Here is a 20,878-nt window from a genome sequence, read left to right on the forward strand (position 1 = left end):
CCAGGCTGCGGGGGCGCATTGGTGTTGACCTTGCAAATGCCTAGTCGACTACCCGGGTGGCCACTTCCAGCCCACCGGTCAGGGTGAAGTGCAGCTCGGCGCCACGCGGCAGCTCGCCGACCCCCGGTGGGGTGCCGGTCAGCACCACATCGCCCGGCAGCAGCGTGAAGTGACGGCTCATCTCGGCCAGCAGGGTCGCCACCGGGAACAGCATGTCGGAGCCTTCGCCGCTCTGCACCCGCTCGCCGTCGATATCCAGGCTGAAGGTCAGTGCGCTCCAGTTGGGCACGCGGTTGAGTGCCAGGAACGGCGACAGCGGGCAGGCGCCGTCGAAGCTCTTGGCGATCTCCCAGGGGTAGCCCTTCTCCTTGAGCTGCGACTGCACGTCACGCAGGGTCAGGTCCAGCGCCAGGCCGATACCGGCCACCGCACGCTCGGCTTCCGAGGCGGTGGCGTGGGTCAGCGGCTCGCCGATCAGCAGCGCAAGCTCGGTCTCGAAGTGCACGTCGCCGCGGGAAAACGGCGCATCGATCGGCTCGTCCAGCGGCACCGCGCAGGTCGACGGCTTGATGAACAGCAGCGGTTCGGTGGGAATCGGGTTGTCCAGCTCTTTGGCATGGTCGGCGTAGTTGCGACCAACGCAGACGATCTTGCCCAGCGCGTGAGGAAATTCCTGGCCATCGGTAAAACGGGGAACAAAGCGCATGGCGGGATATTCTCCTGAATAAAAGGGAGGCGACGTCTCGGGCGCCGCTTACACAATAAGCGTCACAGTTTACCGCAGCGGGCGCGCCAGTCCAGCGCCCCCGCCTAATGCGCCGCTCGAGACGCCTCTCGCCATCACGGCGACCAGTCTGCATCCGGCTGGTGGGCCAGGAATGCCGGCCGAGCACGCCTTGCCGCATAGGGGGCGACGCAGCGGTTGTCTCGACGATTGTAGACAAAAAATGCGTTGCTGCGGGGGTCCGGCGACATATTGGCGTTGGAGCCGTGCAGCGTATTGCAGTCGAACAGCAGCAGCCCCCCTGCCGCACCGGTCGGCGCCTCGATACCGTGGCGCTTGATCAGCTCGCCCAGCGCCTCGCGGCCGGGCACACCGAGCTCCTGCATCTTCAGCGACTGCTTGTGATGATCATCCGGCGTTTCGCCGAGGCAGGGCACGAAGACCTTGTGCGAGCCCGGCACCAGCATCAAAGGACCATTGAAGTGGTGATTGTCGGTGAGCACCAGTGACGCGCTTACCGCGTGCATCTCCGGCATGCCGTCCTCGGCGTGCCAGGTTTCGAAATCGGAGTGCCAGTTGAAGCCCTTGCCCTGGAAGCCGGGCTTGTAGTTGATCCGCGACTGATGAACATAGGCCTCGCCGCCGAGGATCTGCTCGGCGCGCCCCTTCAGGCGCGGATCCTGCGCCAGGCGCCGAAAGCGTTCAGACAAAAAATGCACGGCGAACAGAGAGCGGATTTCCTCCCCGCCCGGCTCGGTGATGCTGAAATCGCGCCCAACATAGTCCTCGTTTGACATTAGTGCCTTGAGCTCCTCGCGCAGCGCATCGAGCTCGTCGCCGCTAAGGAAATTGGGTTCGAATAGAAAGCCCTGGCGCTCGAAGGCATCTAGCTGCGCCTGGCTCAGGGGGCCATCTTCGGCGCTGCCCTTGACCACCGCCTCGCGGCGCTTGAGCCAAGGCATGTCGAGCGGCTGCGACAGCCGTGTCGGATAGGGATCGCGCTGCTGCGCGGCGGGAGAATGGTAGTGCGCGTTGCGGGTAGCGGTCTGTACCGACATCCAAATCACCTCCTGGAGCCTGTGATCGGGTTGTTGATGCAGAAATAGCGGCCCGAGAGCGCCCGTCTCAGCCGTGCAGCAACGGCGGGCGCTCGGGGGGCAGGGTGAACATATAGGCGGCCTCGCTCAATTCAAGGCCCTTACGCCGACCTACAGGCAGCGTTAGCCTGCCCCGAGAGGCTCGCCACGCGACTCCTCGCTGCCACGATAAATGTATTCGCGGTAGAAGTCGGCCTTGTCCAGCGACTTCTGGTAATTCAGGATTTTGATCGTATTCCTGTCGCGCTTCAAGTAACCATACTCTTCAAGCAAAGAAAAAGAGCGGCTTACATGGACCGCAGACAAGCCCAGGAATTCTCCTATTTCCTCCTGCGTGAGCGGCAATTCAAACTCCATGCCGACCAGTGCATTCTGGTTTACCAGACGAGTATGAGTTTCGAGTATCAAATAAATAATACGTGTCGGCGCATCGACACTGACACAGCTCTTTAGGCGGTCCAACACAAGATTGCCGCGAACCGCCAAGTAGCGCAGGAACACCACTCTCAGCGCCGCAGATGTCTCATAAGCCTGGTTAACCTGCTCCCCAGAGAACACTCTTATGCGCCCCGGCGTCAGCATGCTGATCTCCGATACCACGCTCAACGAAGCGAGCTCCCTCACGCCCATGATATCATCAGGAACATACAGCTCCAGGCGCTGTATATTGCTGTCTCGGGTATAGCGCTTACTGCATGCCCAACCCTCCTCCAGCAGATACAGCTGCTTGTCCGTATCAGAGTAACGCTGAACCACATGCCCCTTGCCCGCGTTGATCACATGGCTCGTCAGCTCACTCAGTTGCCTGGACAGTTCGTCCAGTAGCCGCGCATAGGCATCGATAAAGTGGCTGAACGGCAAGCTAGGCCTGTGGCTGGCTCCCGTCATACCAGCACTATAAGCATCCGAATGCCGCTTTAGTGACTCCAGCTCGTCCGCGCGGCCATCGTCGGGTTTTCTTTCATCCATCTCTTGCTATATCCTTACATGGCTATTGCCATAACCTATCCCCGGTTTACATCGTGACCACACCTCTTTTTTCAGCATAGTAACTTGGCTAGGTGCCTCCCCCGCGGCCTCGGTCACGCAGCGCATACTAACGCGCGCAATAAGTTGTAATTTAAACACGCACCTGGCAGCCAATTCACATAACCCAGGTTATGGACACTGGCGTTTATTTATTATAAGCAATAAAAAACCAGCATCTTACGATGCTGTTTTATCACAATCTCTAATAACTTTAATAGCGTCGCGATACTACGACATCAACATCTTGAAAAATAAACCGCCAGCACGTGCCAGCCTGTCGCCCAAGGTTAAAGACCGGCCGCCTGTAGTGGATGGAGTTTCAGGACACAAAAAAACCGCCTCAAAAATGGGCGGTTTAATATTGAGCAAATGCTTGATGTATCAAAGGCTTCGCTTGGTGCCGGCACCAGGAGTCGAACCCGGGACCTACTGATTACAAGTCAGTTGCTCTACCAACTGAGCTATGCCGGCGCGGGCAACCCTTCAACTACTCGCATCCACTCGATGCTTCAGAAACTGGGTTGGCGATGGCTGGGGTACCAGGATTCGAACCTGGGAATGCCGATACCAAAAACCGGTGCCTTACCACTTGGCTATACCCCAGCAGCGTGGTGGCCAGAGACGGAATCGAACCGCCGACACGGGGATTTTCAATCCCCTGCTCTACCAACTGAGCTATCTGGCCCCTGCCAACGGGGACGTATTTAACTAGAATCCCTTCACCCCGTCAAGCCTTTTTAGATCAACCGGATGCCATGCCTGTCCAGATCACTGGCTGGGCGGCACATAGCCCTCGGCCTGGTCGGTTTCAAGGTTGTCGAGGAAGCGTTCGAGCTGCTCCATCAGGTACGCCCGCGCCTCGGGGTCGAGCAGGTTGAGGTGCTTCTCGTTGATCAAGCGGGTCTGCAGCGCCTGCCACTCATCCCAGGCCTGCTTGGAGACATTAGCCTGGATCTCCTGGCCCTTCTTGCCGGGCAGCGGCGGCTGCGGCAGTGCCTCGAGTTCCTGTTGGTACTTGCGACAGAACACGGTCTGGCTCATGGGTCACTCCTTGCGATAAGCGTTCAGGCGTCGTCGAGATGCTGGGCGAGGCTGCCCAGCAGGGTCTTGACCGGCGCCGCCAGGCCAATGGTGACAGGCTCGGCGAGGTGATACCACAGCCGCCCCGGGGCGTTGACCATCTGCGCTGGACGGCAGGCGACCGGCTGCGGCGTGATCTGCAGGTGGAAATGGCTGAAGGTGTGGCGAAACGCCTGCCAGGCCGGTTCCTGGCTGGCCTCTGGGGCATGCACGTCGAGCCAAGCCTGGAGCGCCTCAGGGTCGTCGAACTGCGGAAAGCACCACAGACCGCCCCACAGCCCGGCGCCGGGGCGCTGTTCGAGCAGCACTCGACCCTCTCCGTCGTGCAGCAGCAGCATGATGGTGCTGCGCTCGGGCAGCGCTTTCCTGGGCTTGGACTCGGGAAAGCGCTTCTCCTCGCCGCGGGCATGCGCTTCGCAGACGTCCTCGAAGGGGCACAGCAGGCAGCTGGGCGTACCCCGGCGGCACAGGGTGGCGCCGAGGTCCATCATTGCCTGGCTGTAGTCAGGCAGGCGCGCTGCCGGCGTGTAGTGCTCGGCCAATGCCCATAGCCGGCGCTCCACCGCCGGGCGCCCGGGCCAGCCGGGCTCGGCGTGCAGGCGGGCCAGTACCCGCTTGACGTTGCCGTCGAGAATCACCGCACGACGCCCGGTGCTGATGCTGATGATGGCACCGGCGGTGGAGCGACCGATGCCGGGCAGTGCGGCCATGGCCTCTAGGCTGTGCACCGGGAACTCGCCGTCGTGCTGCTCGACCACCCGACGCGCGGCCTTGTGCAGGTTGCGGCCACGCGCGTAGTAGCCGAGTCCGGTCCACAGGTGCAGCACGTCGTCCTGCTCTGCCGCGGCGAGGTGCTCGACGCTGGGGAAGCGCGCCATGAAGCGCTCGTAGTAGGGAATTACCGTGGCCACCTGGGTCTGCTGCAGCATGATCTCCGAGACCCACACGCGATAAGGGGTCTTGTCGTGCTGCCAGGGCAACGACGTGCGGCCATGCTCGTCGAACCAGGCCAGCAGGCGCTGCTGAAAGGCATCCGGGGCAAGCACCGGGGATGGCATATCGGTCATTGGAGCCTCATCCCTCGACGGGTGAAATAAAAAAAGCGCCGACGAGAACGTCGGCGCAGGTGACTGGCTTGCTAGCCTTCAGTTAAACAGACCGCGCAGCCCCTCGCGAAGTTCCCGTCCTGCGCCCTCGCCAAGGCGCTCATCGAGCCCTTCCAGGGCGCCACCGAGGCGCTCTTCGATCTCTTCCACGGCCCGCGAGGAGGCTTCGTCGCGCAGGATCTCGCCCAGTGCGCTCTGGAGCGCCGAGCGGTCGAAACGGCACCACTCGCTGCTCTCCTCGCTCAATTGGCCCTCGCAGCGCACCGGCAGCGGCACGCGCTCGAGGCGCGGATTGACGCGGCAGGCGGCATCTGCTGAGTCGACCAGGCGTGCCGCTGCGCGGTAGTCGAACGCCTGGGTCGCCAAGTTGATCTCGCCGCCGCCGTCGAGCCGGATGCCGGGGATGCTGATCTCCAGGTCATCGTTGTGGGCTATGCCGTCGCGCAGGGTGAAGCTCGCCTCGGCGCGCTCGAAGCGGGTATCACTGCTCCAGTCGCGGCTCATCTCTTCGCCGTCCAGCGCCGCCACCACGCCACACAGTTCCTGGGAGACATTGACGTCGAAGAGCGCGCCGTCGTCGATGCGCAGCGCCAGGGTGCCGTTCAGGTTACGGGTCATCAGGCCGCGGTTGTCGCCGCGGGTGGTGAGATCGCCGTCGAGGCTCAGGCGTCCGCGCAGCGGCGACTCTTCGTCGGCCAGCGCGGCGTATAGCGGTACCACCTGTACACGTTCGAGACGCGGCGCAAAGCTCCAGCGTGGCGTCACCTGGCGCTGGTCGAGCTCACCGCTGGCGGCCAAGCTGCCGTCGAACAGCTGGCCCTCGAAGCGCGACAGGCGGTGCACGCCCTCGCTGCCCTCAACGGCCAGCTCGGCGTTGCGGATCACCAACCCCAGCACCGTGAGCCGCTCGAGGCTCAGCTCTCCGGCGAGGTCCAGCGGTGCCAGCCAGGCGATCGGCAATGCCGCTTCGTCGTCGTCGGCATAGGCCATGCGACCCAGCAGCTTGCGCAGCATGGCGCTTTCGGCGGCCGGTTCGTCAGGCGGCAGATAGGCGTCGAGATCCAGGTGGTCGCCCTGCAGGTCGAATGCCAGCGCCTGGCCATCGAGACCTGCACCGAGGCGCCCGGTGAAGGTAGTGTCATCGACCACCATGGTCAGGTTGGTGAAACTGAACCGTTCCAGGTCGCCCTGCAGCGGGCTGGTCAGCGCCACATCGCCAAGCGCCGCGTCGCTTGCCGTCTCGGGCAGGGCGTCGAAGCGCGCCAGCCACGGCCGCAGCGACAGCGGCGCCAGGCTCACCAGGCCGGTATAGCGCGGCGCATCGAACAGCTGGGTGACCGTCACGCTGCCGCTGAGATCGAGGTCGTCGGGACCGCTCAGTTCAAGGCTGCGCAAATGCAAGTGCTGCTCGTCGACGTCGAGATCGGCGATGAAGCCCAGGCTCAGTGACAGCGCGCGGTCACCGGCGGCGGGATGCACCAGGCTGCTGTCGAGGCGGCCGCCGTCAATTTCCAGCTGCCGAGTCTCGCTATTGGCCACCAGATGGCGCAGCTCCAGGTTGGCCTGCTGCTTGCGGTCCCCCAGCGCGGCCAGGGTGGTGCTGGTTTCGAGGCTGAGGTCCTCGAGCTCGTAGCGGCCGTCGCGCAGGCCCAGCCGTACCCGGCTTTCGCCGCGCACGCTGCTGACCCACTCCGGCTCGACCTCGTCGCTCTCCTGCCAGGCCGCATCGGGGTAGGCCGAGAGCCGGAAAGCGCTCTTGAGCGGGAAGGCGCGCTGCGGATTGACGTTGCTGCCGCTGACGTCAAGGCCGGTGACGCGCAGTTGCAGGTCGCGCTGCCAGTCGCGGTAGCGCACTTCGCTGCCGCGCAGGGTGACGCTGGCGATATTGAGCGCCACACGCATCCCTGCATCCTCGCCGGCAGCCGGCCCGGCGGAGGCCGGCGCCAGCGCTTCGGCGGCCTCTTCGCTGCGCTCGTCGAGACGTTCGAGGAGCACTTCCCAGTTGCCTTGGCCTTCAGCGTCGCGTTCGAGGTTGAGGCGCATGCCGTCGAGCGTCAGGCCCTCGATGGCGATTTCACCAGTGAGCAGCGGGGCAAAGGCCAGGCTGACTTCGGCCTTGTCGAGGGCAGCGAAGGCCTCTTCGTCGCCGGCCTGATCCGGTAGCCAAGCCTCGGCGTCGACCACGCTAACTCCCAATCGCGGGTAGAACGACCACGACAGCGGCCCGTCGAGGGTCAGCTCGAGGCCGGTCTGTTCGCGAACCACGTCGATCAGCCGCGGCTTGAGGTCGTTGGGGTCGAAGAAGGTGGTAACATAGACCACGGCACCGACCACCACTAGCCCAAGTACCCCGATGACCGCCAGCAGGGTTCGCAGTAGCGCTCTCATTGATGTCCTCCCTGGGAACTGCGCGGATTGAGTTCGAAATAGTCGCCCTCGGGCGAGGCACGATAGCCAAGCCGGGTCAGTAGTAGCTGGTCGCCCATCTGCAGGGTCGCGCTGGCCACCCGCAGCATGCGCCGCTCGGCGGCCGCCGCCTCGCCGACCAGCGCCAGCAGGCGTGAGCCGACGCCACGTCGGCGGGTGGCCTGGCGTATACAGATGTAGGCTAACCACCAGGCCTCGGCGTCGATATTCACCGCCACCGCGCCCACCAGGCGGCCATTGAAGCAGGCGCAGCAGAACAGTCCGCCGCCCTCGAGGTGATCGCGGATGAAGTCATCGGCGGGCGCAGGCAAGCGCTCGGCGGGTGCATCGGCATAGATACGAGAGAGGTCGAGGGCGGTCTGGTCATCCGTTGACCAGTCGCGGTGATCGACCCTATGAAGCGTAACCGGCATGTTTGATCTCCCCTGGCCGGGACGGCGCGTCGGATCGTCCGTCAATGACCCGCATTGTAGCGGATGGGGCGACCGATTCTCTATAATGGATGGCTCGACCGCCGCACCGTCGCCATGCGGAGCGTTCCGAATCCAGCCAATGCGCCCAGCGCAGGAGACTCAGCCCCATGACCGAGCGTACCGCCACGGTTTCTCGCGACACCAAGGAAACGCAGATCACGGTGAGCGTGAATCTCGACGGCCAGGGCCAGCTCAGCGGCGAGAGCGGCGTGCCCTTCCTCGACCATATGCTCGACCAGGTGGCACGCCACGGCCTGATCGATCTCGATATCCAGGCCCAGGGCGACCTGCACATCGACGACCACCATACCGTCGAGGATCTCGGCATCACCCTTGGCCAGGCCTTTGCCCAGGCGATCGGTGACAAGCGCGGCATCTACCGCTACGGCCACGCCTACGTGCCCCTCGACGAGGCCCTGTCGCGGGTAGTGGTAGACTTCTCAGGGCGCGCCGGGCTGTTCATGAATGTCGAATTTACCCGTGCCGCCATCGGCCGCCTCGATACCCAGCTGTTCTGGGAGTTCTTTCAGGGCTTCGTCAACCATGCCCAGGTAACCCTGCATATCGACAACCTCAAGGGCTTCAACGCCCACCATCAGGCCGAGACCATCTTCAAGGCCTTCGGCCGTGCCCTGCGCATGGCGGTTGCCGAAGACCCGCGCATGGCCGGCCAGATGCCGTCGACCAAGGGCTGCCTGTGAGCAGCGATGTCCAGAGCCCCCACCACCGTCACCTCGTAAGGAGCGCCTCATGACCATCGCCGTGATCGACTACGGAATGGGCAACCTGCACTCTGTCGCCAAGGCGCTGGAGCATGTCACCCACGAGAACGTCGTCGTCACCCGCGACCCGCGCCGCATCCACGGGGCCACGCGGCTGGTGCTACCCGGCCAGGGGGCAATTCGCGACTGCATGGGCGAGCTCGAACGCAGCGAGGTCAAGGGGCTGGTGCTCGAGCTGCTGAGCAAGGCCGAGAAGCCACTGCTGGGCATCTGCGTCGGCCAGCAGATGCTGCTCGACGACAGCGAAGAGAACGGCGGCGTGACCTGCCTGGGCTTCATGCCTGGGCGCGTGCGGCGCTTCCCGGTGGATATGCGCGACGCCCACGGCAACCGCCTCAAGGTGCCGCACATGGGCTGGAACCAGGTGGGCCAGCACCAGCCCCACGCGCTGTGGGAAGGCATCGACGACGCTGAGCGGTTCTATTTCGTGCACAGTTACTATGTCGATGCCAGCGACGACGCCACACTGTTCGGCACCACCGACTACGGTACTACCCAGGCCCACGTGGCGATCGGCCGCGGCCCGGTGTTCGCCACCCAGTTCCATCCCGAGAAGAGCTCGGCGGCAGGCCTGCGCCTGCTGGAGAACTTCGTCAACTGGACGCCGTGAGCCGAGCGCCACTGCCGCCGCCACGACGACTCATTCTGGATATGGCTGCCTGACCGGGCGCCGAAGAGGACACGACATGCTGGTAATTCCCGCCATCGATCTCAAGGACGGCCAATGCGTCCGCCTCAAACAGGGCCGCATGGACGACGCCACCAGCTACGGCGACGACCCGGTGGCAATGGCCGCACGCTGGGTCGAGGCCGGCGCAAGGCGTCTGCATCTGGTCGACCTCAACGGCGCCTTCGAAGGCAAGCCGGTCAACGGTGACGCGGTCACCGCCATCGCCCGCGCCTACCCGGACCTGCCGATCCAGATCGGCGGCGGCATCCGCACCGCGGCGACCATCGAACACTACCTGGCGGCCGGCGTCACCTATGTGATCATCGGCACCCAGGCGGTCAAGGAGCCGGCCTTCGTCAGCGAGATGTGTCGCGCCTTTCCCGGCCATGTGATCGTCGGCCTCGATGCCCGCGACGGCTACGTGGCCACCGACGGCTGGGCCGAGGTCTCCTCGCTCAAGGCCACCGAGCTTGCCAGGCGCTTCGCCGGCGACGGCGTTTCCAGCATCGTCTACACCGATATCGCCCGTGACGGCATGATGGGCGGCGTCAACGTCGAGGCCACCGCCGAGCTGGCCCGAGTCGGCGGCCTGCCGGTGATCGCCTCGGGTGGCGTCACCAACCTCGACGACATTCGCGCGCTGAGCGCGGTGGCCGGCGACGGCATTCTCGGCGCCATCACCGGGCGCGCCATCTACGAGGGCAGCCTCGACGTTACCGAGGCCCAGCGTCTGTGTGACGAGCTGGGCGACCCACTCACCCAGGCCGGGAGCTGATCCATGGGACTCGCCAAGCGCATCATCCCCTGCCTCGACGTCGACGCCGGCCGTGTGGTCAAGGGCGTCAACTTCGTCGGTATTCGCGACGCCGGTGATCCGGTGGAGATCGCCAAGCGCTACAACCAGCAGGGCGCCGACGAGATCACCTTCCTCGACATCACCGCCAGCCACGAGAATCGCGGCACCACGGTGGAGATGGTCGAGCGCATCGCCGGAGAAGTCTTCATCCCGTTGACGGTGGGCGGCGGCATCCGCAGCTGCGACGATATTCGCACCATGCTCAACGCCGGGGCCGACAAGGTCTCGATCAATACCGCAGCAGTAACCAATCCAGAGTTCGTGCGCGAGGCCACCGAGCGTTTCGGCAGCCAGTGCATCGTGGTCGCCATCGATGCCAAGCGGGTTTCTGCCGAGGGCGAGCCGCCGCGCTGGGAGATCTTCACCCACGGCGGGCGCAAGCCCACCGGCCTGGATGCCGTTGAGTGGGCACGCAAGATGGTCGATTTCGGCGCCGGCGAGCTGCTGCTGACCAGCATGGACCGCGACGGCACCAAGGCCGGCTTCGATCTCGGTGTGACCCGCGCGATCAGCGACGCGGTCAGCGTGCCGGTGATCGCCTCGGGCGGGGTCGGCACTCTCGACCACCTGGTCGCCGGCGTCATCGAAGGTGGCACCGATGCGGTGCTCGCCGCCAGCATCTTCCATTTCGGTGAATACAGCATTCCCGACGCCAAGCGCTACATGGCCGATCACGGCATAGAGATGCGTCTATAACCTGAGGGCAGACATGGACATGACACCACGGAAGGCCTTACTCGCGATGCTGGTGGGCGTGGCAGTGTCGATCAGTTCAGCAGCATCCGCCGAGTCGTCGCGGTTCGACTGGCCACCGACGCTCGAGCTCGACCACGTGCTGGTGCAGACCAGCCTCTACACCCGCCACTTCAACCCTCAGCCGGATCATACCAACCAGCAAAACCTGATCAGCGTCGAGCTGCACAACCCGCACCGCTGGCTGGCCGGCACCGCCTGGTTCAAGAACTCCTTCGACCAGCCGACCTGGTACTTCTATGCCGGGCGCGAATTCCCGCTATGGCGCCCCAGCGACAACCTCACCGTGCGCGCCAAGCTCACCGCGGGCCTGCTGCGCGGCTACAAGGATGAGCGCCAGGACAATATCCCCTTCAACCACTACGGCATTGCCCCGGCCGCCCTGCCCAGCCTCGGCGTGCAGTGGGGGCGCTTCGAGAGCGACGTGATCGTGTTCGGCACCGCTGGCATGATGGTCACTGGTGGCATCCGCTTCTAGTCGTGGTCTCACGCGTCGTCGAGTGACAGCCCAAGGTTGCTGATCCCGTCGTTGCGCCCCAGCTGGCGCAGCGCCTTGAGCGTGTCGCGGTCGAGCGGGTGGCGCTCGACGCTGTCCAGCACCTCGCCCTGGAAAGCCTGCTCATCCTCCATCAGCGGGTGAGTGCGCACCAGCTCGGCCAGCCGCGCATCGTCCTCTTCGCCTTCGCTCAGCTCGATGAAGGCGCGCACCCCGCCGCGGGAGCTGAGGCTGACTTCGAACACCGCCTCCTCGGCATCACCGCGCAGGGTATCGAGCAGCGCCGACAGCGCCACCACCGCCTCAAGCGCCCGCCGCGCCCCGAAGCTGTCATCGCTGGCCGGCGGCTCGAGCTCGGCGAGCTTGTCGGCCTGGCGCTCGAAGTCGATCTTCGCCTCGCGCACCGCAAGCGACTCCCACACCAGGTCGAGAATCACCCGCAGGCCGCGCACGTCGCCGTGTCCGCTGTTCTCGGCATACAGGGCATAGTTGGGCAGCAGTCGCTCGCAGAGCGCGGCCATGAAGGCCTGACGCTGGCGAGGGCCGAGCTGGCGCAGGCGCTGATTGAAGCCGGGGGCGGAGGCGCTCATGATATCTCCTTGAGGTGGCGATCTCGGCCACCGTGTACGAAAAGCGGGCTCAAGGCCACAGCAGGGTGGTGGGCACGCGGCCACTGGCGTCGAACACCACGCCTTCGGCGCGCAGCTTGTCGCGCTGGCGCTGGGCACCGCCGTGATCGGTTACGCGACGCGTGGCGTTGATCACGCGATGCCAGGGCAGGCCGTGGCCATCGGGCAGATGGCGCATCGCCGAGCCGACCATGCGCGGGGTGGCGCCTTCGGTCATCTTGGCGACCCGCCCATAGGTGGTCACGCGGCCGGCAGGTATCTGCGCGACGATGGTGTAGATCTGTTCAAGCAGCGCAGCATTGGCCACTAGCCACCTCCATCATCTCGCCGCCGCTGGACAGTCACGCGGCGGCGTGTTCATCATGGATCGATATGCACATCTACTTTCTGCAACACGCCGACCACCTGGGCCCCGCACGGTTCGCCGACTGGCTGACCGGCATGGGTCACAGCTACAACGGCTGCCTGCTGCACCGCGGCGAGGCGCCACCGCGGCTCGAGGACTGCGACGCGCTGATCGTGCTCGATGCGCCGCTCGATCTCGACCCGACCCACGCCGACTGGCTCAGCCGCGAGCGCAAGCTGATCCAGCGTGCGCTGAAGAGCGGCAAACCGCTGCTCGGCGTCGGCTTCGGCGCCGGGCTGATCGCCGAGGGCCTGGGGGCCATCGTCTCGCCGGGCACCTACCCGGAGCTCGGCTTTCATCGCGTCACCTTGGCCGAGGACAGCCCGTTCGACCTGCCCGAGCAGTTCGAGGCCTTCATGTGCCACCGCGACATCTTCGGCCTTCCCGAAGGCGCGCTACCGCTCGGCGCCAGCGCCGCCAGCCCGGTGCAGGGCTTCAGCTGGGACGCTGGCCGGGTGGTAGCGCTGCAGTGCCACCTCGAAGCCACCGAACCCAGCGTGCGTGCACATCTCGACGCACAGCCCGAGCTGGCAGCCGACGCCAATCGGCGCTTCATCCAACCCCGCGACGAGATCCTCGGCGAACCGCGGCGCTTCGACCAGCTCGCCTCGCTACTCGACCGCGTGCTGCTCGACTGGCTGCGCAGCGTGCCTGGCTGACCAGTCGCGGGCCGCGGCCAGGCAGCTGTCCCAGTCGCCGACGTGGAGAAACGCCTGTTCGCCCTTCTCCAGCTGATGGCGGTACATGGGGTCATAGTACTCGGTGAGCAGCGGCGCCAGCCACGCCTCGTGGGCCTGGCGGTCGCCATGGGCATGTTCGCGGAAGGCCAACTGCTGAAGACGCTGCAGCCGCGCCAGCCGGGCGCTACCGAGCCGCTTGGCGAGTCGCGCCAGCGACGAGGCCAGCTGCTTGCGCATCAGCGCCCAGCCCAGCCACTCGCCGAACTGCGAGCGATATACCTCCCACAGGTCATCGATGTAATCCTTGCGAATCTGCGCCAGCCGCCAGTCCAGCGGCATCTCGACGCGAACCCGCGGCGCCTGCTGCATGGCGTGCCAGAACGTCAGCGGCACATTGACCACACCGATATGGCGTGACTCGTCTTCCACCACCAGCGGCCCCGGGAGTGCCAGCAGCCGGCGGCCCATGTCGTGTTCGAAGTCGATCTGCGAGGGCGACTGCAGCGGATGGCGACCAAAGGCCGAGCCCTTGTGCCGCGCGCACGCTTCCAGGTCCAGACCGCCGGGCAGGCGCTGGATCAGCGCCGTCTTGGCGCAGCCGGTCAGGCCGCCCACGACCAGCAACGGCTGTTCGGCGGCGGCATCGATGCGTGCACACAGCGCCTGGCGCATGGCCTTCCAGCCGCCGCGGATGCGCGGCCGCTCCAGGCCGGCCTCGGCCAGCCACTGCTGGGCGACCTGGGAGCGCAGCCCGCCGCGGAAGCAGTAGACGATGGCGTCCGGGTGCCTGGCCAGCAGCCGCTGCCAGGCCTCGACGCGGCTCGCCTTGAGGCTGCCGCTGACCAGCTGCTGGCCCAGCGCAATGGCGCTCGCCTGCCCCCGCTGCTTGTAGGCGATCCCCACCCGGTGGCGCTCCTCGTCGTCCATCAGCGGCAGGTTGACGGCGCCAGGCAGGGCACCCTGGGCAAACTCTACCGGAGCGCGCACGTCGATCAGCGTACGGCCCTCGCTCAGCAAGGCCAGGTCAGGGGAGACCTGCGGCAGCTCGCTCATCGACTCACCCGAATCAGTACCGGGCCGTCGGCCTTGACCACCTCGCCGAACGGCTGCAGTTCGATGCCGTGGGCACGGCCGATACGCTCGACGTCGTCTTCCCAGGAGGGGTGTACGGATAGCAGCAGGCCGCCGGAGGTCTGCGGGTCACACAGCCACTGCCAGTGCGCCTCGTCCATCGCCGGCAGGCTTTCACCCAGCGCCTGGCGATTGCGGTCGCTACCCCCCGGCACCGCGCCCTGGCGGCGGTAGGCTTCGGCCTCGGCCAGGCGTGGCAGCTGCTTGAAATCGATCCGCGCGGCCACGCCGCTGGCGGTGCACACCTCGGCCAGGTGGCCGGCCAGACCGAAGCCGGTGACATCGGTCATGGCGTGCACGCCCTCGACCTTGGCCAGCGCCATGCCGATGTCGTTGGCCTTGAGCATGGTCTCGCGGGCCAGGCCCTGATGGCCGGCCTGGATCAGCCCCCGCTTCTCGGCGGTAGTCAGCATGCCGACGCCCAGCGGCTTGGTCAGGTAGAGCAGGTCACCGGGCTTGGCGGCGTTGTTGAGCTTGAGGTGTTCGAGATCGACCAGGCCGTTGACTGCCAGGCCGAAGATCGGCTCCGGGGCATCGATGGAGTGGCCACCGGCCAGCGCCAGACCCAGCTCGCGACACACCGCCTGGGCCCCGGCCACCACGTCGCCGGCGATGTCGGCACCCAGCTTGTCGAGGGGCCAGCCGAGGATGCCCAGCGCCAGCACCGGCGTACCGCCCATGGCATAGACATCGCTGATGGCATTGGTGGCGGCGATGCGGCCGAAGTCGAAGGGATCATCGACGATCGGCATGAAGAAGTCGGTGGTGGCGATCATCCCGCGGCCGTCGCCGAGATCGTAAACCGCGGCGTCCTCGCGCCCCTGGTTGCCGACGATCAGCCGCTTGTGGCCGGCGCCGGGGCCAGCCTTGGCGAGAATGCTGTCGAGCACGTCCGGGGCGATCTTGCAGCCGCAGCCGGCACCGTGGCTGTACTGGGTCAGACGAATGGCACTCATCGGGCTCTCCTTGCGGCAGTGATTGAATTGAGTCTAGCTGACGGCATCACAGCGCCTCGATCGCTTCGGCGAGTTTGTCGACGGCGATCACCTGCATACCCGGCGGCGAGCTCTTGGGCGCATTGCCGCGCGGTACGATGGCGCGGGTGAAGCCGTGCTTGGCGGCCTCGACGATACGCTCCTGACCGCTCGGCACCGGGCGAATCTCACCGGACAGGCCGACCTCGCCGAATACCACCAGTTCGCGGGGCAGCGGGCGGCTCTGCAGGCTCGACACCACTGCCAGCAGTACCGCCAGGTCGGCGCTGGTCTCGAGCACCTTGACCCCGCCGACCACGTTGAGGAACACGTCCTGGTCGCCGGTGAACAGGCCGCCATGGCGATGCAGCACCGCCAGCAGCATCGCCAGGCGATTGTGATCGAGGCCCACCGCCACGCGGCGCGGATTACCCAGCGCCGAGTCGTCGAGCAGCGCCTGCACCTCGACCAGGATCGGCCGGGTGCCCTCCCAGACCACCATTACCAGGCTGCCCGAGCTCTGCTCCTCGCTGCGCGAGAGGAAGATCGCGCTGGGATTCTTGACCTCCTTGAGGCCGTGCTCGAGCATCGCGAACACGCCCAGCTCGTTGACCGCGCCGAAGCGGTTCTTCTGGCCGCGCAGGGTGCGGAAGCGCGAGTCGGCGCCGCCCTCGAGCAGCAGCGAGGCGTCGATCATATGCTCCAGCACCTTGGGTCCGGCCAGCGAGCCGTCCTTGGTGACGTGCCCCACCAGCAACAGTACGGTGTTGGACTGCTTGGCGAAGCGGGTCAGCGCTGCGGCGGATTCACGCACCTGGGCCACGCCTCCCGGCGCCGAGGCGATATCGTCGAGGTGCATGGTCTGGATCGAGTCGATGATCAGTACCTCGGGGCGTTCACGCTCGGCGACGGCGAGGATCGTCTCGACGCTGGTCTCGGCCAGCATCTTCAGCCCCTGGGTAGGCAGCTGCAGGCGGTGGGCGCGCATCGCCACCTGGGACAGCGACTCCTCGCCGGTAACGTAGAGGGCGGACTTGTGCTGGGCCAGCTTGCAGGCGGTCTGCAGCAGCAGGGTCGACTTGCCGGCCCCCGGGTGGCCGCCGAGCAGCACCGCCGAGCCCGGCACCAGGCCACCGCCGAGCACGCGATCGAACTCGCCGAAGGTCGACGAGAAGCGCGGCACTTCACTGAGGTCCACCGCTGCCAGGTGGATTACCTCGCGGGACACGATCCCGGCGTAGCCGCTGCGGCCAGTGGTCGACGGCGCGGCACCGCCACCCGGCCGCGCCGAGGCCAGGCGCACCTCGCTCAGGGTGTTCCATTCACGGCAGCTCGAACACTGGCCCTGCCACTTGCTGTACTCGGCACCGCACTCGGTGCATACGAACGCACTCTTCGCCTTGGCCATATTGGCATCCCATGCAAACGAGGGTGCATTCTAGCAGCCGGGGCCCACGGCGCCGACTCCCGCAACGCAGCGGGGCGGCCCGAAGGCCGCCCCGCTGTGCTACCGCATGCGTCGTTTACTGACGCTGCAGCTGCAGCATGTCGTTATTCTCGAAACGCCGGCGCTCGGGGTCGATCAGTTCCAGCGTGGTGTCATCCACGCGCAGGAAGTAGTAGATCTGCCCTTCGTTTGCCGGCGTCAGTTCGTAGACGGTGGCGTTGGGGTCATCGGCGCTGCCGCTGAGGACTTCCCAGTTCCCGGTATAGTTCTCGCTGGGCGGATCCTGGGGATGTTCGCGATAGCTGGCCTCGAGAGCGAAGGTACGCTCCTCGTCGGCGCTCTGCTCATCGCCCATCATCCGCACATCGATGTCGATGCCGGCACAGTTGCGGCAGGGTAGCGTGCCCTGATAGACCGCCTCCCCGTCTGCGGCCATGTCCGGCGCGGGGCCTTCCGTCGGGCCGGCGGCGCAGCCCGCCATCACGGCAAGCACGGCGGAACCGGCCAGCAACGTCCTGATTCGCATGAGAGTCCTCCTAACCATTGGGCCTAAGTGTCGCGAACCGCGACCACTACCTCACAGCATAACCGACAAGCACGCCGCACGGACAGTTCCGCGCGCCTGCCATGTTCACGCGGTGGCTTCGGCCAGCCGCGGGTAATCGGTATAGCCTTCGCTACCGCCACCATAGAACGTCGCCGGATCCGGCTCAGTGAGCTCGGCATCCTCGGCAAAGCGCTCGACCAGATCGGGATTGGCAATGTACGGCCTGCCGAAGGCCGCGGCGTCGCCCAGGTCGTTCTCGATCAACGCCTCTGCGCGCGGCGCCGTGTAGTGGCCGCAGTAGATCAGGGTGCCGCTAAATTGCTCACGCAGTCCGCGGCGGAAGTCGTCGCTCAACTGCGGCCCTTCGCCGGTCCAGTCCGGCTCGTTGATGTGCACATAGGCGATACCGCGGCGCGACAGCTGCTCGGCCAGATAGTCGATCATCGCCTGGGGTTCATCGTCCTGCAGCCCGAAGATCTCGATGAACGGCGATAGACGGATGCCAACACGGCCAGGCCCCATTACCTCGCAAACCGCATCGACCACTTCCAGGACCAGCCGCGCGCGATTCACCACGCTGCCACCGTAGCGGTCGTTGCGGCGGTTGCTGCCGGTGGCCATGAACTGCTGCAGCAGATAGGCGTTGGCGGCATGCACCTCGACCATGTCAAAGCCGGCGCGTTTGGCGTTGTGAGCCGCATGGCGATAGTCGGCGATGATCGCCGGCAGCTCGTCGGTCTCCAGTGCGCGAGGGGTACTGGTCGGGTGTTGGCCGGCGCTACCGTCCTCGAACTCGATAAAGCAGTTGGCGCCTTCGGCACGCAGCGCGCTGGGCGCCACCGGTGCCTGACCGCCGGGCTGTACCGACTCATGCGAGATCCGGCCAACGTGCCATAGCTGCAGGGCGATACGCCCACCCTCGCGGTGCACGGCATCGACCACGCCCTTCCAGCCCAGCACCTGCTCATCGCTCCATATCCCAGGGGTATAGACATAGCCGCGGGCAGTGGGCGAGATATTGGTGGCTTCGCTGATGATCAGCCCGGCACTGGCGCGCTGGGCATAGTAGCGCTGCTGCAGCTTGCCAGGCACGCCGTCCGGCGTGCGCGCCCGGGTCAGCGGCGCCATGATCACTCGATTGGGCAGTTCGAGGCTGCCAACGGTCAGTGGCGACAACAAGGTCGAATAAGCCATCGTGATTCCTTGTAGTGAACGTGTGCCTGTATAGATGGAGATCGTTAGAGGGCTAATCAAGGCCTCGGTTCACTCAGCCTCCGTAAGCGAACAACAATCCCAGCACGATCGGCATCACCACCAGGCTGCCCAGGTTGCCGATCAGCACCAAGGAGGCGACTTTCTGGGGCTCCTGGCGGTACTGTTCAGCGACCAGGTAGTTGAGTACCGCCGGTGGCAGGGCGGCAAATACCCATAGCGTCGCCGCCTGCAGGCCGGTCAGATCGAGTAGCCAGACCAGCGGCGCGGCAATGATCAGCCCCGATAGCGGGCACAGCACCGCCCCCAGCGCCCCGGTCTTCCAGTCGCCGAAGTCGATGTCGAGCATGCGCACGCCGAGGGCGAACAGCATCAGCGTAATGCAGACGCTGCCCAGCATGTGCAGCGTCTCCAGCAGCCAGCCGGGCAGCATCGCGCCGCTGAGGTTGACCGCCAGGCCGGCGATGCTGGCCAGCACGATCGGCATGCGCAGCAGACGCCACATCGGCGTTCGCGGGTTGAGCATGTACAGCCCCACCGAGAAATGCAGCAGCATCTCGACGATGAACACCACCACCGCCGCGGGCAGCGCCGCCTCGCCGAAGGCCAGTACCAGCAGCGGGATTCCCATATTGCCGGAGTTGTTGAACATCATCGGCGGCAGGAAGGTCTTGGGCTCCAGGCCCAGCCACTTGACCAACGGCCACAGCAACAGCCCCGACCCCAGCACCACGATGGCCGCTGCGGCGGCAAGGCCGGCATACTCCTCCAGCGGCGCCTGCCCGTCGGCGAGGACGGCAAACACCAGCATCGGAACGAACAGCTCCATGTTGAGCGTATTGAGCCCGCGAATGTCCGGGGTGCGGAAGCGCCCATACAGCGTTCCGCAGCCGGCGATCAGAAACACCGGCAGCAGCGTGGCGAGAATTTGAGCAATCATCGAGCGTTCCCTGTGCAGAGCGCCACAGCCTAGCATGACCGGTGCTTGCGCTGCGCCCGAGGCCGCGTCACCATGACCAAAGTGCTATCCACAGGCGCCCATGCGCCCCCTGTCTATGCGAGTGACCATGAGCAAGTTCTGGAGCCCGATCGTCCGGGAGCTGACTCCCTACGTGCCCGGCGAGCAGCCACGCGAACAGCTGATCAAGCTGAACACCAACGAGAACCCTTACCCGCCGGCGCCCGGCGTCGAGCAGGCGCTGCGCGACTACCCCATCGATCATCTGCGACTCTATCCCGACCCCGAGGCCACTGCCCTGCGCCAGGCGCTTGCCGACGTCCACGGCGTCGAGCTCGACCAGGTGTTCGTCGGTAACGGCAGCGATGAGGTGCTAGCACTGGCCTTCCAGGCCTTCTTCTGCCAGCACAAGCCGCTATCGATGCCGGCCATCACCTACAGTTTTTACCCGGTCTACTGCCGGCTGTACGGTATCGACTACCGCACCCTGGCACTGGGCGACGAATGGCAAGTGCCGCTGGAAGCCTTCAGTGCCGACAGCGGAGGTGTGATCTTCGCCAACCCCAATGCACCAACCGGCCACGGTCATGGCCGCGAGGCGATCGCCGCACTGCTCGAGCGTGTTCGTGAGTGCGTGGTGCTGGTGGATGAAGCCTACGTCGACTTCGGCGGAGAGAGCGCCGTCCCGCTGGTATCCCGCTATCCCAACCTGCTGGTGACCGGCACCTTCTCCAAGTCGCGCAGCCTGGCAGGCCTCAGGCTCGGCTATGCGATTGGCTCCCGCGAGCTCATCGAGGGCCTGGAGCGCATCAAGAACTCGTTCAACTCCTACCCCATCGACAGCATCGCCAATGCCGCCGGCGTCGCCGCCCTGCTGGACACCGAACACTTCGAGGCGTGCCGCGAGAAGGTCATCACCACCCGCGAGCGCACCCGTCGGCGCCTGAGCGAGCTAGGCTTCGAGGTGCTGCCGTCCCAGGCCAATTTCGTGCTCGCTCGACACCCCCAGGTCGACGCCGCCCAGCTATTCGCCGGACTACGTGAGCGTGCGATCCTGGTGAGACACTTCAACACCGAAGCACTGCGCGACTTCATGCGTATCTCCATCGGTACCGACGATGAGATGGACAGCCTGATCGAAGCCCTCGAAGGGCTCTGCCGCCAGCCGGGCTGACTTAGCCCATAACCACGAAACCCCAGCCTCTTTCGAAGCTGGGGTTCTGGTAATAGCGAAGCCCCGATCTCTCTCGAGACTGGGGCGTCTGGATATGAAAAAACCCCAAGCACAGGATGCTTGGGGTTTTCTCGGTATAGGTGCCTGACGATGACCTACTCTCACATGGGGAGACCCCACACTACCATCGGCGCTGAGCGGTTTCACTGCTGAGTTCGGCAAGGGAT

General features: G+C 65.5%; 22 protein-coding genes, 3 tRNA genes and 1 rRNA gene. 7 read left to right on the plus strand and 19 right to left on the minus strand.

Features of this window, described 5'->3' with window-relative positions; translation table 11 throughout:
• Nucleotides 1-40: 40 nt before the first annotated feature.
• The 10 genes from QC821_RS08920 to QC821_RS08965 form a co-directional block, all read right to left on the minus strand.
• Nucleotides 41-706 carry a fumarylacetoacetate hydrolase family protein gene (locus QC821_RS08920; protein WP_309719871.1) on the minus strand — a complete coding sequence of 222 codons (666 nt, stop codon included), beginning with the start codon at nucleotides 704-706 and terminating at the stop codon, nucleotides 41-43.
• A gap of 134 nt (nucleotides 707-840) precedes the next feature.
• Nucleotides 841-1,782: an ectoine hydroxylase gene (thpD, locus tag QC821_RS08925; protein ID WP_309719873.1), complete on the minus strand. Its 942-nt coding sequence runs from the start codon at nucleotides 1,780-1,782 to the stop codon at nucleotides 841-843.
• A gap of 162 nt (nucleotides 1,783-1,944) precedes the next feature.
• The gene (locus QC821_RS08930) at nucleotides 1,945-2,790 is read right to left on the minus strand and encodes a Crp/Fnr family transcriptional regulator (protein ID WP_309719875.1); all 846 of its coding nucleotides are present in this window, start codon (nucleotides 2,788-2,790) and stop codon (nucleotides 1,945-1,947) included.
• A 455-nt stretch (nucleotides 2,791-3,245) separates the two neighbouring features.
• Nucleotides 3,246-3,321, minus strand: a tRNA-Thr gene (locus QC821_RS08935).
• A gap of 57 nt (nucleotides 3,322-3,378) precedes the next feature.
• Nucleotides 3,379-3,453, minus strand: a tRNA-Gln gene (locus QC821_RS08940).
• Nucleotides 3,454-3,459: 6 nt separating this feature from the next.
• A tRNA-Phe gene (locus QC821_RS08945) sits at nucleotides 3,460-3,535 on the minus strand.
• A gap of 83 nt (nucleotides 3,536-3,618) precedes the next feature.
• Complete coding sequence (locus QC821_RS08950) at nucleotides 3,619-3,891, minus strand: oxidative damage protection protein (protein WP_309719877.1); 273 nt, start codon at nucleotides 3,889-3,891, stop codon at nucleotides 3,619-3,621.
• Between the two features lie 23 nt (nucleotides 3,892-3,914).
• Nucleotides 3,915-4,997: an A/G-specific adenine glycosylase gene (gene mutY, locus QC821_RS08955; protein ID WP_309719879.1), complete on the minus strand. Its 1,083-nt coding sequence runs from the start codon at nucleotides 4,995-4,997 to the stop codon at nucleotides 3,915-3,917.
• Nucleotides 4,998-5,075: 78 nt separating this feature from the next.
• The gene (locus QC821_RS08960) at nucleotides 5,076-7,424 is read right to left on the minus strand and encodes an AsmA family protein (RefSeq protein WP_309719881.1); all 2,349 of its coding nucleotides are present in this window, start codon (nucleotides 7,422-7,424) and stop codon (nucleotides 5,076-5,078) included.
• On the minus strand, nucleotides 7,421-7,876 hold the full coding sequence (locus tag QC821_RS08965; protein ID WP_309719883.1) for an acetyl-CoA sensor PanZ family protein: 456 nt from the start codon (nucleotides 7,874-7,876) through the stop codon (nucleotides 7,421-7,423). The genes QC821_RS08960 and QC821_RS08965 overlap by 4 nt, the downstream gene beginning before the upstream one ends.
• 167 nt (nucleotides 7,877-8,043) lie before the next feature.
• Between QC821_RS08965 and hisB the strand changes: the two genes are divergently transcribed.
• The 5 genes from hisB to QC821_RS08990 all read left to right on the plus strand — a co-directional run bounded on the left by hisB (nucleotide 8,044) and on the right by QC821_RS08990 (nucleotide 11,475).
• Nucleotides 8,044-8,637, plus strand: a complete 594-nt coding sequence (gene hisB, locus QC821_RS08970; protein WP_309719885.1) for an imidazoleglycerol-phosphate dehydratase HisB — start codon at nucleotides 8,044-8,046, stop codon at nucleotides 8,635-8,637.
• A gap of 49 nt (nucleotides 8,638-8,686) precedes the next feature.
• Nucleotides 8,687-9,328 carry an imidazole glycerol phosphate synthase subunit HisH gene (hisH, locus tag QC821_RS08975; RefSeq protein WP_309719887.1) on the plus strand — a complete coding sequence of 214 codons (642 nt, stop codon included), beginning with the start codon at nucleotides 8,687-8,689 and terminating at the stop codon, nucleotides 9,326-9,328.
• Nucleotides 9,329-9,404: 76 nt separating this feature from the next.
• Complete coding sequence (hisA, locus tag QC821_RS08980) at nucleotides 9,405-10,163, plus strand: 1-(5-phosphoribosyl)-5-[(5-phosphoribosylamino)methylideneamino]imidazole-4-carboxamide isomerase (RefSeq protein ID WP_309719889.1); 759 nt, start codon at nucleotides 9,405-9,407, stop codon at nucleotides 10,161-10,163.
• 3 nt (nucleotides 10,164-10,166) lie between these two features.
• Entirely contained in the window at nucleotides 10,167-10,940 is a 774-nt protein-coding gene (hisF, locus tag QC821_RS08985; protein WP_309719891.1) for an imidazole glycerol phosphate synthase subunit HisF, read from the plus strand.
• A 46-nt stretch (nucleotides 10,941-10,986) separates the two neighbouring features.
• A complete protein-coding gene (locus QC821_RS08990; protein ID WP_309719942.1) occupies nucleotides 10,987-11,475 on the plus strand; it encodes a hypothetical protein in 489 nt (162 codons plus the stop codon).
• Nucleotides 11,476-11,483: 8 nt separating this feature from the next.
• Here QC821_RS08990 and QC821_RS08995 read toward each other — a convergent pair whose 3' ends face one another.
• Together QC821_RS08995 and QC821_RS09000 are read right to left on the minus strand one after the other, a co-directional pair.
• On the minus strand, nucleotides 11,484-12,083 hold the full coding sequence (locus tag QC821_RS08995; protein WP_309719895.1) for a YjaG family protein: 600 nt from the start codon (nucleotides 12,081-12,083) through the stop codon (nucleotides 11,484-11,486).
• A 49-nt stretch (nucleotides 12,084-12,132) separates the two neighbouring features.
• Nucleotides 12,133-12,429, minus strand: a complete 297-nt coding sequence (locus tag QC821_RS09000; protein ID WP_095623401.1) for an MGMT family protein — start codon at nucleotides 12,427-12,429, stop codon at nucleotides 12,133-12,135.
• Between the two features lie 65 nt (nucleotides 12,430-12,494).
• On the opposite strand from QC821_RS09000, the gene QC821_RS09005 reads away from it, so the two are divergent.
• Nucleotides 12,495-13,187: a type 1 glutamine amidotransferase gene (locus QC821_RS09005; RefSeq protein WP_309719900.1), complete on the plus strand. Its 693-nt coding sequence runs from the start codon at nucleotides 12,495-12,497 to the stop codon at nucleotides 13,185-13,187.
• On the opposite strand, the gene mnmH is transcribed toward QC821_RS09005, so the two are convergent.
• From mnmH to QC821_RS09035, 6 genes are all read right to left on the minus strand, one after another.
• Nucleotides 13,140-14,261 (minus strand): tRNA 2-selenouridine(34) synthase MnmH, encoded by a 1,122-nt coding sequence (mnmH, locus tag QC821_RS09010; RefSeq protein ID WP_309719902.1) that lies wholly within the window; start codon nucleotides 14,259-14,261, stop codon nucleotides 13,140-13,142. The two genes, QC821_RS09005 and mnmH, sit on opposite strands and share 48 nt — an antisense overlap.
• Nucleotides 14,258-15,295, minus strand: a complete 1,038-nt coding sequence (selD, locus tag QC821_RS09015; protein ID WP_309719905.1) for a selenide, water dikinase SelD — start codon at nucleotides 15,293-15,295, stop codon at nucleotides 14,258-14,260. The genes mnmH and selD overlap by 4 nt, the downstream gene beginning before the upstream one ends.
• 46 nt (nucleotides 15,296-15,341) lie before the next feature.
• Complete coding sequence (gene radA, locus QC821_RS09020) at nucleotides 15,342-16,721, minus strand: DNA repair protein RadA (protein WP_309719908.1); 1,380 nt, start codon at nucleotides 16,719-16,721, stop codon at nucleotides 15,342-15,344.
• A 115-nt stretch (nucleotides 16,722-16,836) separates the two neighbouring features.
• Complete coding sequence (locus QC821_RS09025; protein ID WP_309719910.1) at nucleotides 16,837-17,286, minus strand: copper resistance protein NlpE N-terminal domain-containing protein; 450 nt, start codon at nucleotides 17,284-17,286, stop codon at nucleotides 16,837-16,839.
• A 105-nt stretch (nucleotides 17,287-17,391) separates the two neighbouring features.
• Nucleotides 17,392-18,501 carry an alkene reductase gene (locus QC821_RS09030; RefSeq protein WP_309719912.1) on the minus strand — a complete coding sequence of 370 codons (1,110 nt, stop codon included), beginning with the start codon at nucleotides 18,499-18,501 and terminating at the stop codon, nucleotides 17,392-17,394.
• A gap of 73 nt (nucleotides 18,502-18,574) precedes the next feature.
• Nucleotides 18,575-19,459, minus strand: coding sequence for an AEC family transporter (locus QC821_RS09035; protein ID WP_309719916.1), 885 nt, complete (start codon nucleotides 19,457-19,459; stop codon nucleotides 18,575-18,577).
• A gap of 127 nt (nucleotides 19,460-19,586) precedes the next feature.
• Here QC821_RS09035 and hisC point away from each other — a divergent pair, with 127 nt between their 5' ends.
• Nucleotides 19,587-20,651 carry a histidinol-phosphate transaminase gene (gene hisC / locus QC821_RS09040; protein ID WP_309719919.1) on the plus strand — a complete coding sequence of 355 codons (1,065 nt, stop codon included), beginning with the start codon at nucleotides 19,587-19,589 and terminating at the stop codon, nucleotides 20,649-20,651.
• 142 nt (nucleotides 20,652-20,793) lie between these two features.
• Here hisC and rrf read toward each other — a convergent pair.
• Nucleotides 20,794-20,878 (minus strand): 5S ribosomal RNA (gene rrf / locus QC821_RS21745); the annotation flags it as partial.

The organism is Franzmannia qiaohouensis, assembly GCF_031451695.1.
Classification (GTDB): Bacteria; Pseudomonadota; Gammaproteobacteria; order Pseudomonadales; family Halomonadaceae; genus Franzmannia; species Franzmannia qiaohouensis.

Excerpts from the sequence above, each read along its gene's own strand:
- QC821_RS08930 (WP_309719875.1), bottom strand. The coding sequence starts at position 2,790 with ATGGATGAAAGAAAACCCGACGATGGCCGCGCGGACGAGCTGGAGTCA.
- QC821_RS09025 (WP_309719910.1), bottom strand. The coding sequence starts at position 17,286 with ATGCGAATCAGGACGTTGCTGGCCGGTTCCGCCGTGCTTGCCGTGATG.
- QC821_RS08920 (WP_309719871.1), bottom strand. The coding sequence starts at position 706 with ATGCGCTTTGTTCCCCGTTTTACCGATGGCCAGGAATTTCCTCACGCG.
- QC821_RS08995 (WP_309719895.1), bottom strand. The coding sequence starts at position 12,083 with ATGAGCGCCTCCGCCCCCGGCTTCAATCAGCGCCTGCGCCAGCTCGGC.
- selD (WP_309719905.1), bottom strand. The coding sequence starts at position 15,295 with ATGAGTGCCATTCGTCTGACCCAGTACAGCCACGGTGCCGGCTGCGGC.
- mnmH (WP_309719902.1), bottom strand. The coding sequence starts at position 14,261 with ATGAGCGAGCTGCCGCAGGTCTCCCCTGACCTGGCCTTGCTGAGCGAG.
- QC821_RS09035 (WP_309719916.1), bottom strand. The coding sequence starts at position 19,459 with ATGATTGCTCAAATTCTCGCCACGCTGCTGCCGGTGTTTCTGATCGCC.
- hisC (WP_309719919.1), top strand. The coding sequence starts at position 19,587 with ATGAGCAAGTTCTGGAGCCCGATCGTCCGGGAGCTGACTCCCTACGTG.
- thpD (WP_309719873.1), bottom strand. The coding sequence starts at position 1,782 with ATGTCGGTACAGACCGCTACCCGCAACGCGCACTACCATTCTCCCGCC.
- QC821_RS08990 (WP_309719942.1), top strand. The coding sequence starts at position 10,987 with ATGCTGGTGGGCGTGGCAGTGTCGATCAGTTCAGCAGCATCCGCCGAG.
- QC821_RS09030 (WP_309719912.1), bottom strand. The coding sequence starts at position 18,501 with ATGGCTTATTCGACCTTGTTGTCGCCACTGACCGTTGGCAGCCTCGAA.
- hisA (WP_309719889.1), top strand. The coding sequence starts at position 9,405 with ATGCTGGTAATTCCCGCCATCGATCTCAAGGACGGCCAATGCGTCCGC.
- mutY (WP_309719879.1), bottom strand. The coding sequence starts at position 4,997 with ATGACCGATATGCCATCCCCGGTGCTTGCCCCGGATGCCTTTCAGCAG.
- hisH (WP_309719887.1), top strand. The coding sequence starts at position 8,687 with ATGACCATCGCCGTGATCGACTACGGAATGGGCAACCTGCACTCTGTC.
- QC821_RS08950 (WP_309719877.1), bottom strand. The coding sequence starts at position 3,891 with ATGAGCCAGACCGTGTTCTGTCGCAAGTACCAACAGGAACTCGAGGCA.
- hisB (WP_309719885.1), top strand. The coding sequence starts at position 8,044 with ATGACCGAGCGTACCGCCACGGTTTCTCGCGACACCAAGGAAACGCAG.
- QC821_RS09005 (WP_309719900.1), top strand. The coding sequence starts at position 12,495 with ATGCACATCTACTTTCTGCAACACGCCGACCACCTGGGCCCCGCACGG.
- hisF (WP_309719891.1), top strand. The coding sequence starts at position 10,167 with ATGGGACTCGCCAAGCGCATCATCCCCTGCCTCGACGTCGACGCCGGC.
- radA (WP_309719908.1), bottom strand. The coding sequence starts at position 16,721 with ATGGCCAAGGCGAAGAGTGCGTTCGTATGCACCGAGTGCGGTGCCGAG.
- QC821_RS08965 (WP_309719883.1), bottom strand. The coding sequence starts at position 7,876 with ATGCCGGTTACGCTTCATAGGGTCGATCACCGCGACTGGTCAACGGAT.
- QC821_RS08960 (WP_309719881.1), bottom strand. The coding sequence starts at position 7,424 with ATGAGAGCGCTACTGCGAACCCTGCTGGCGGTCATCGGGGTACTTGGG.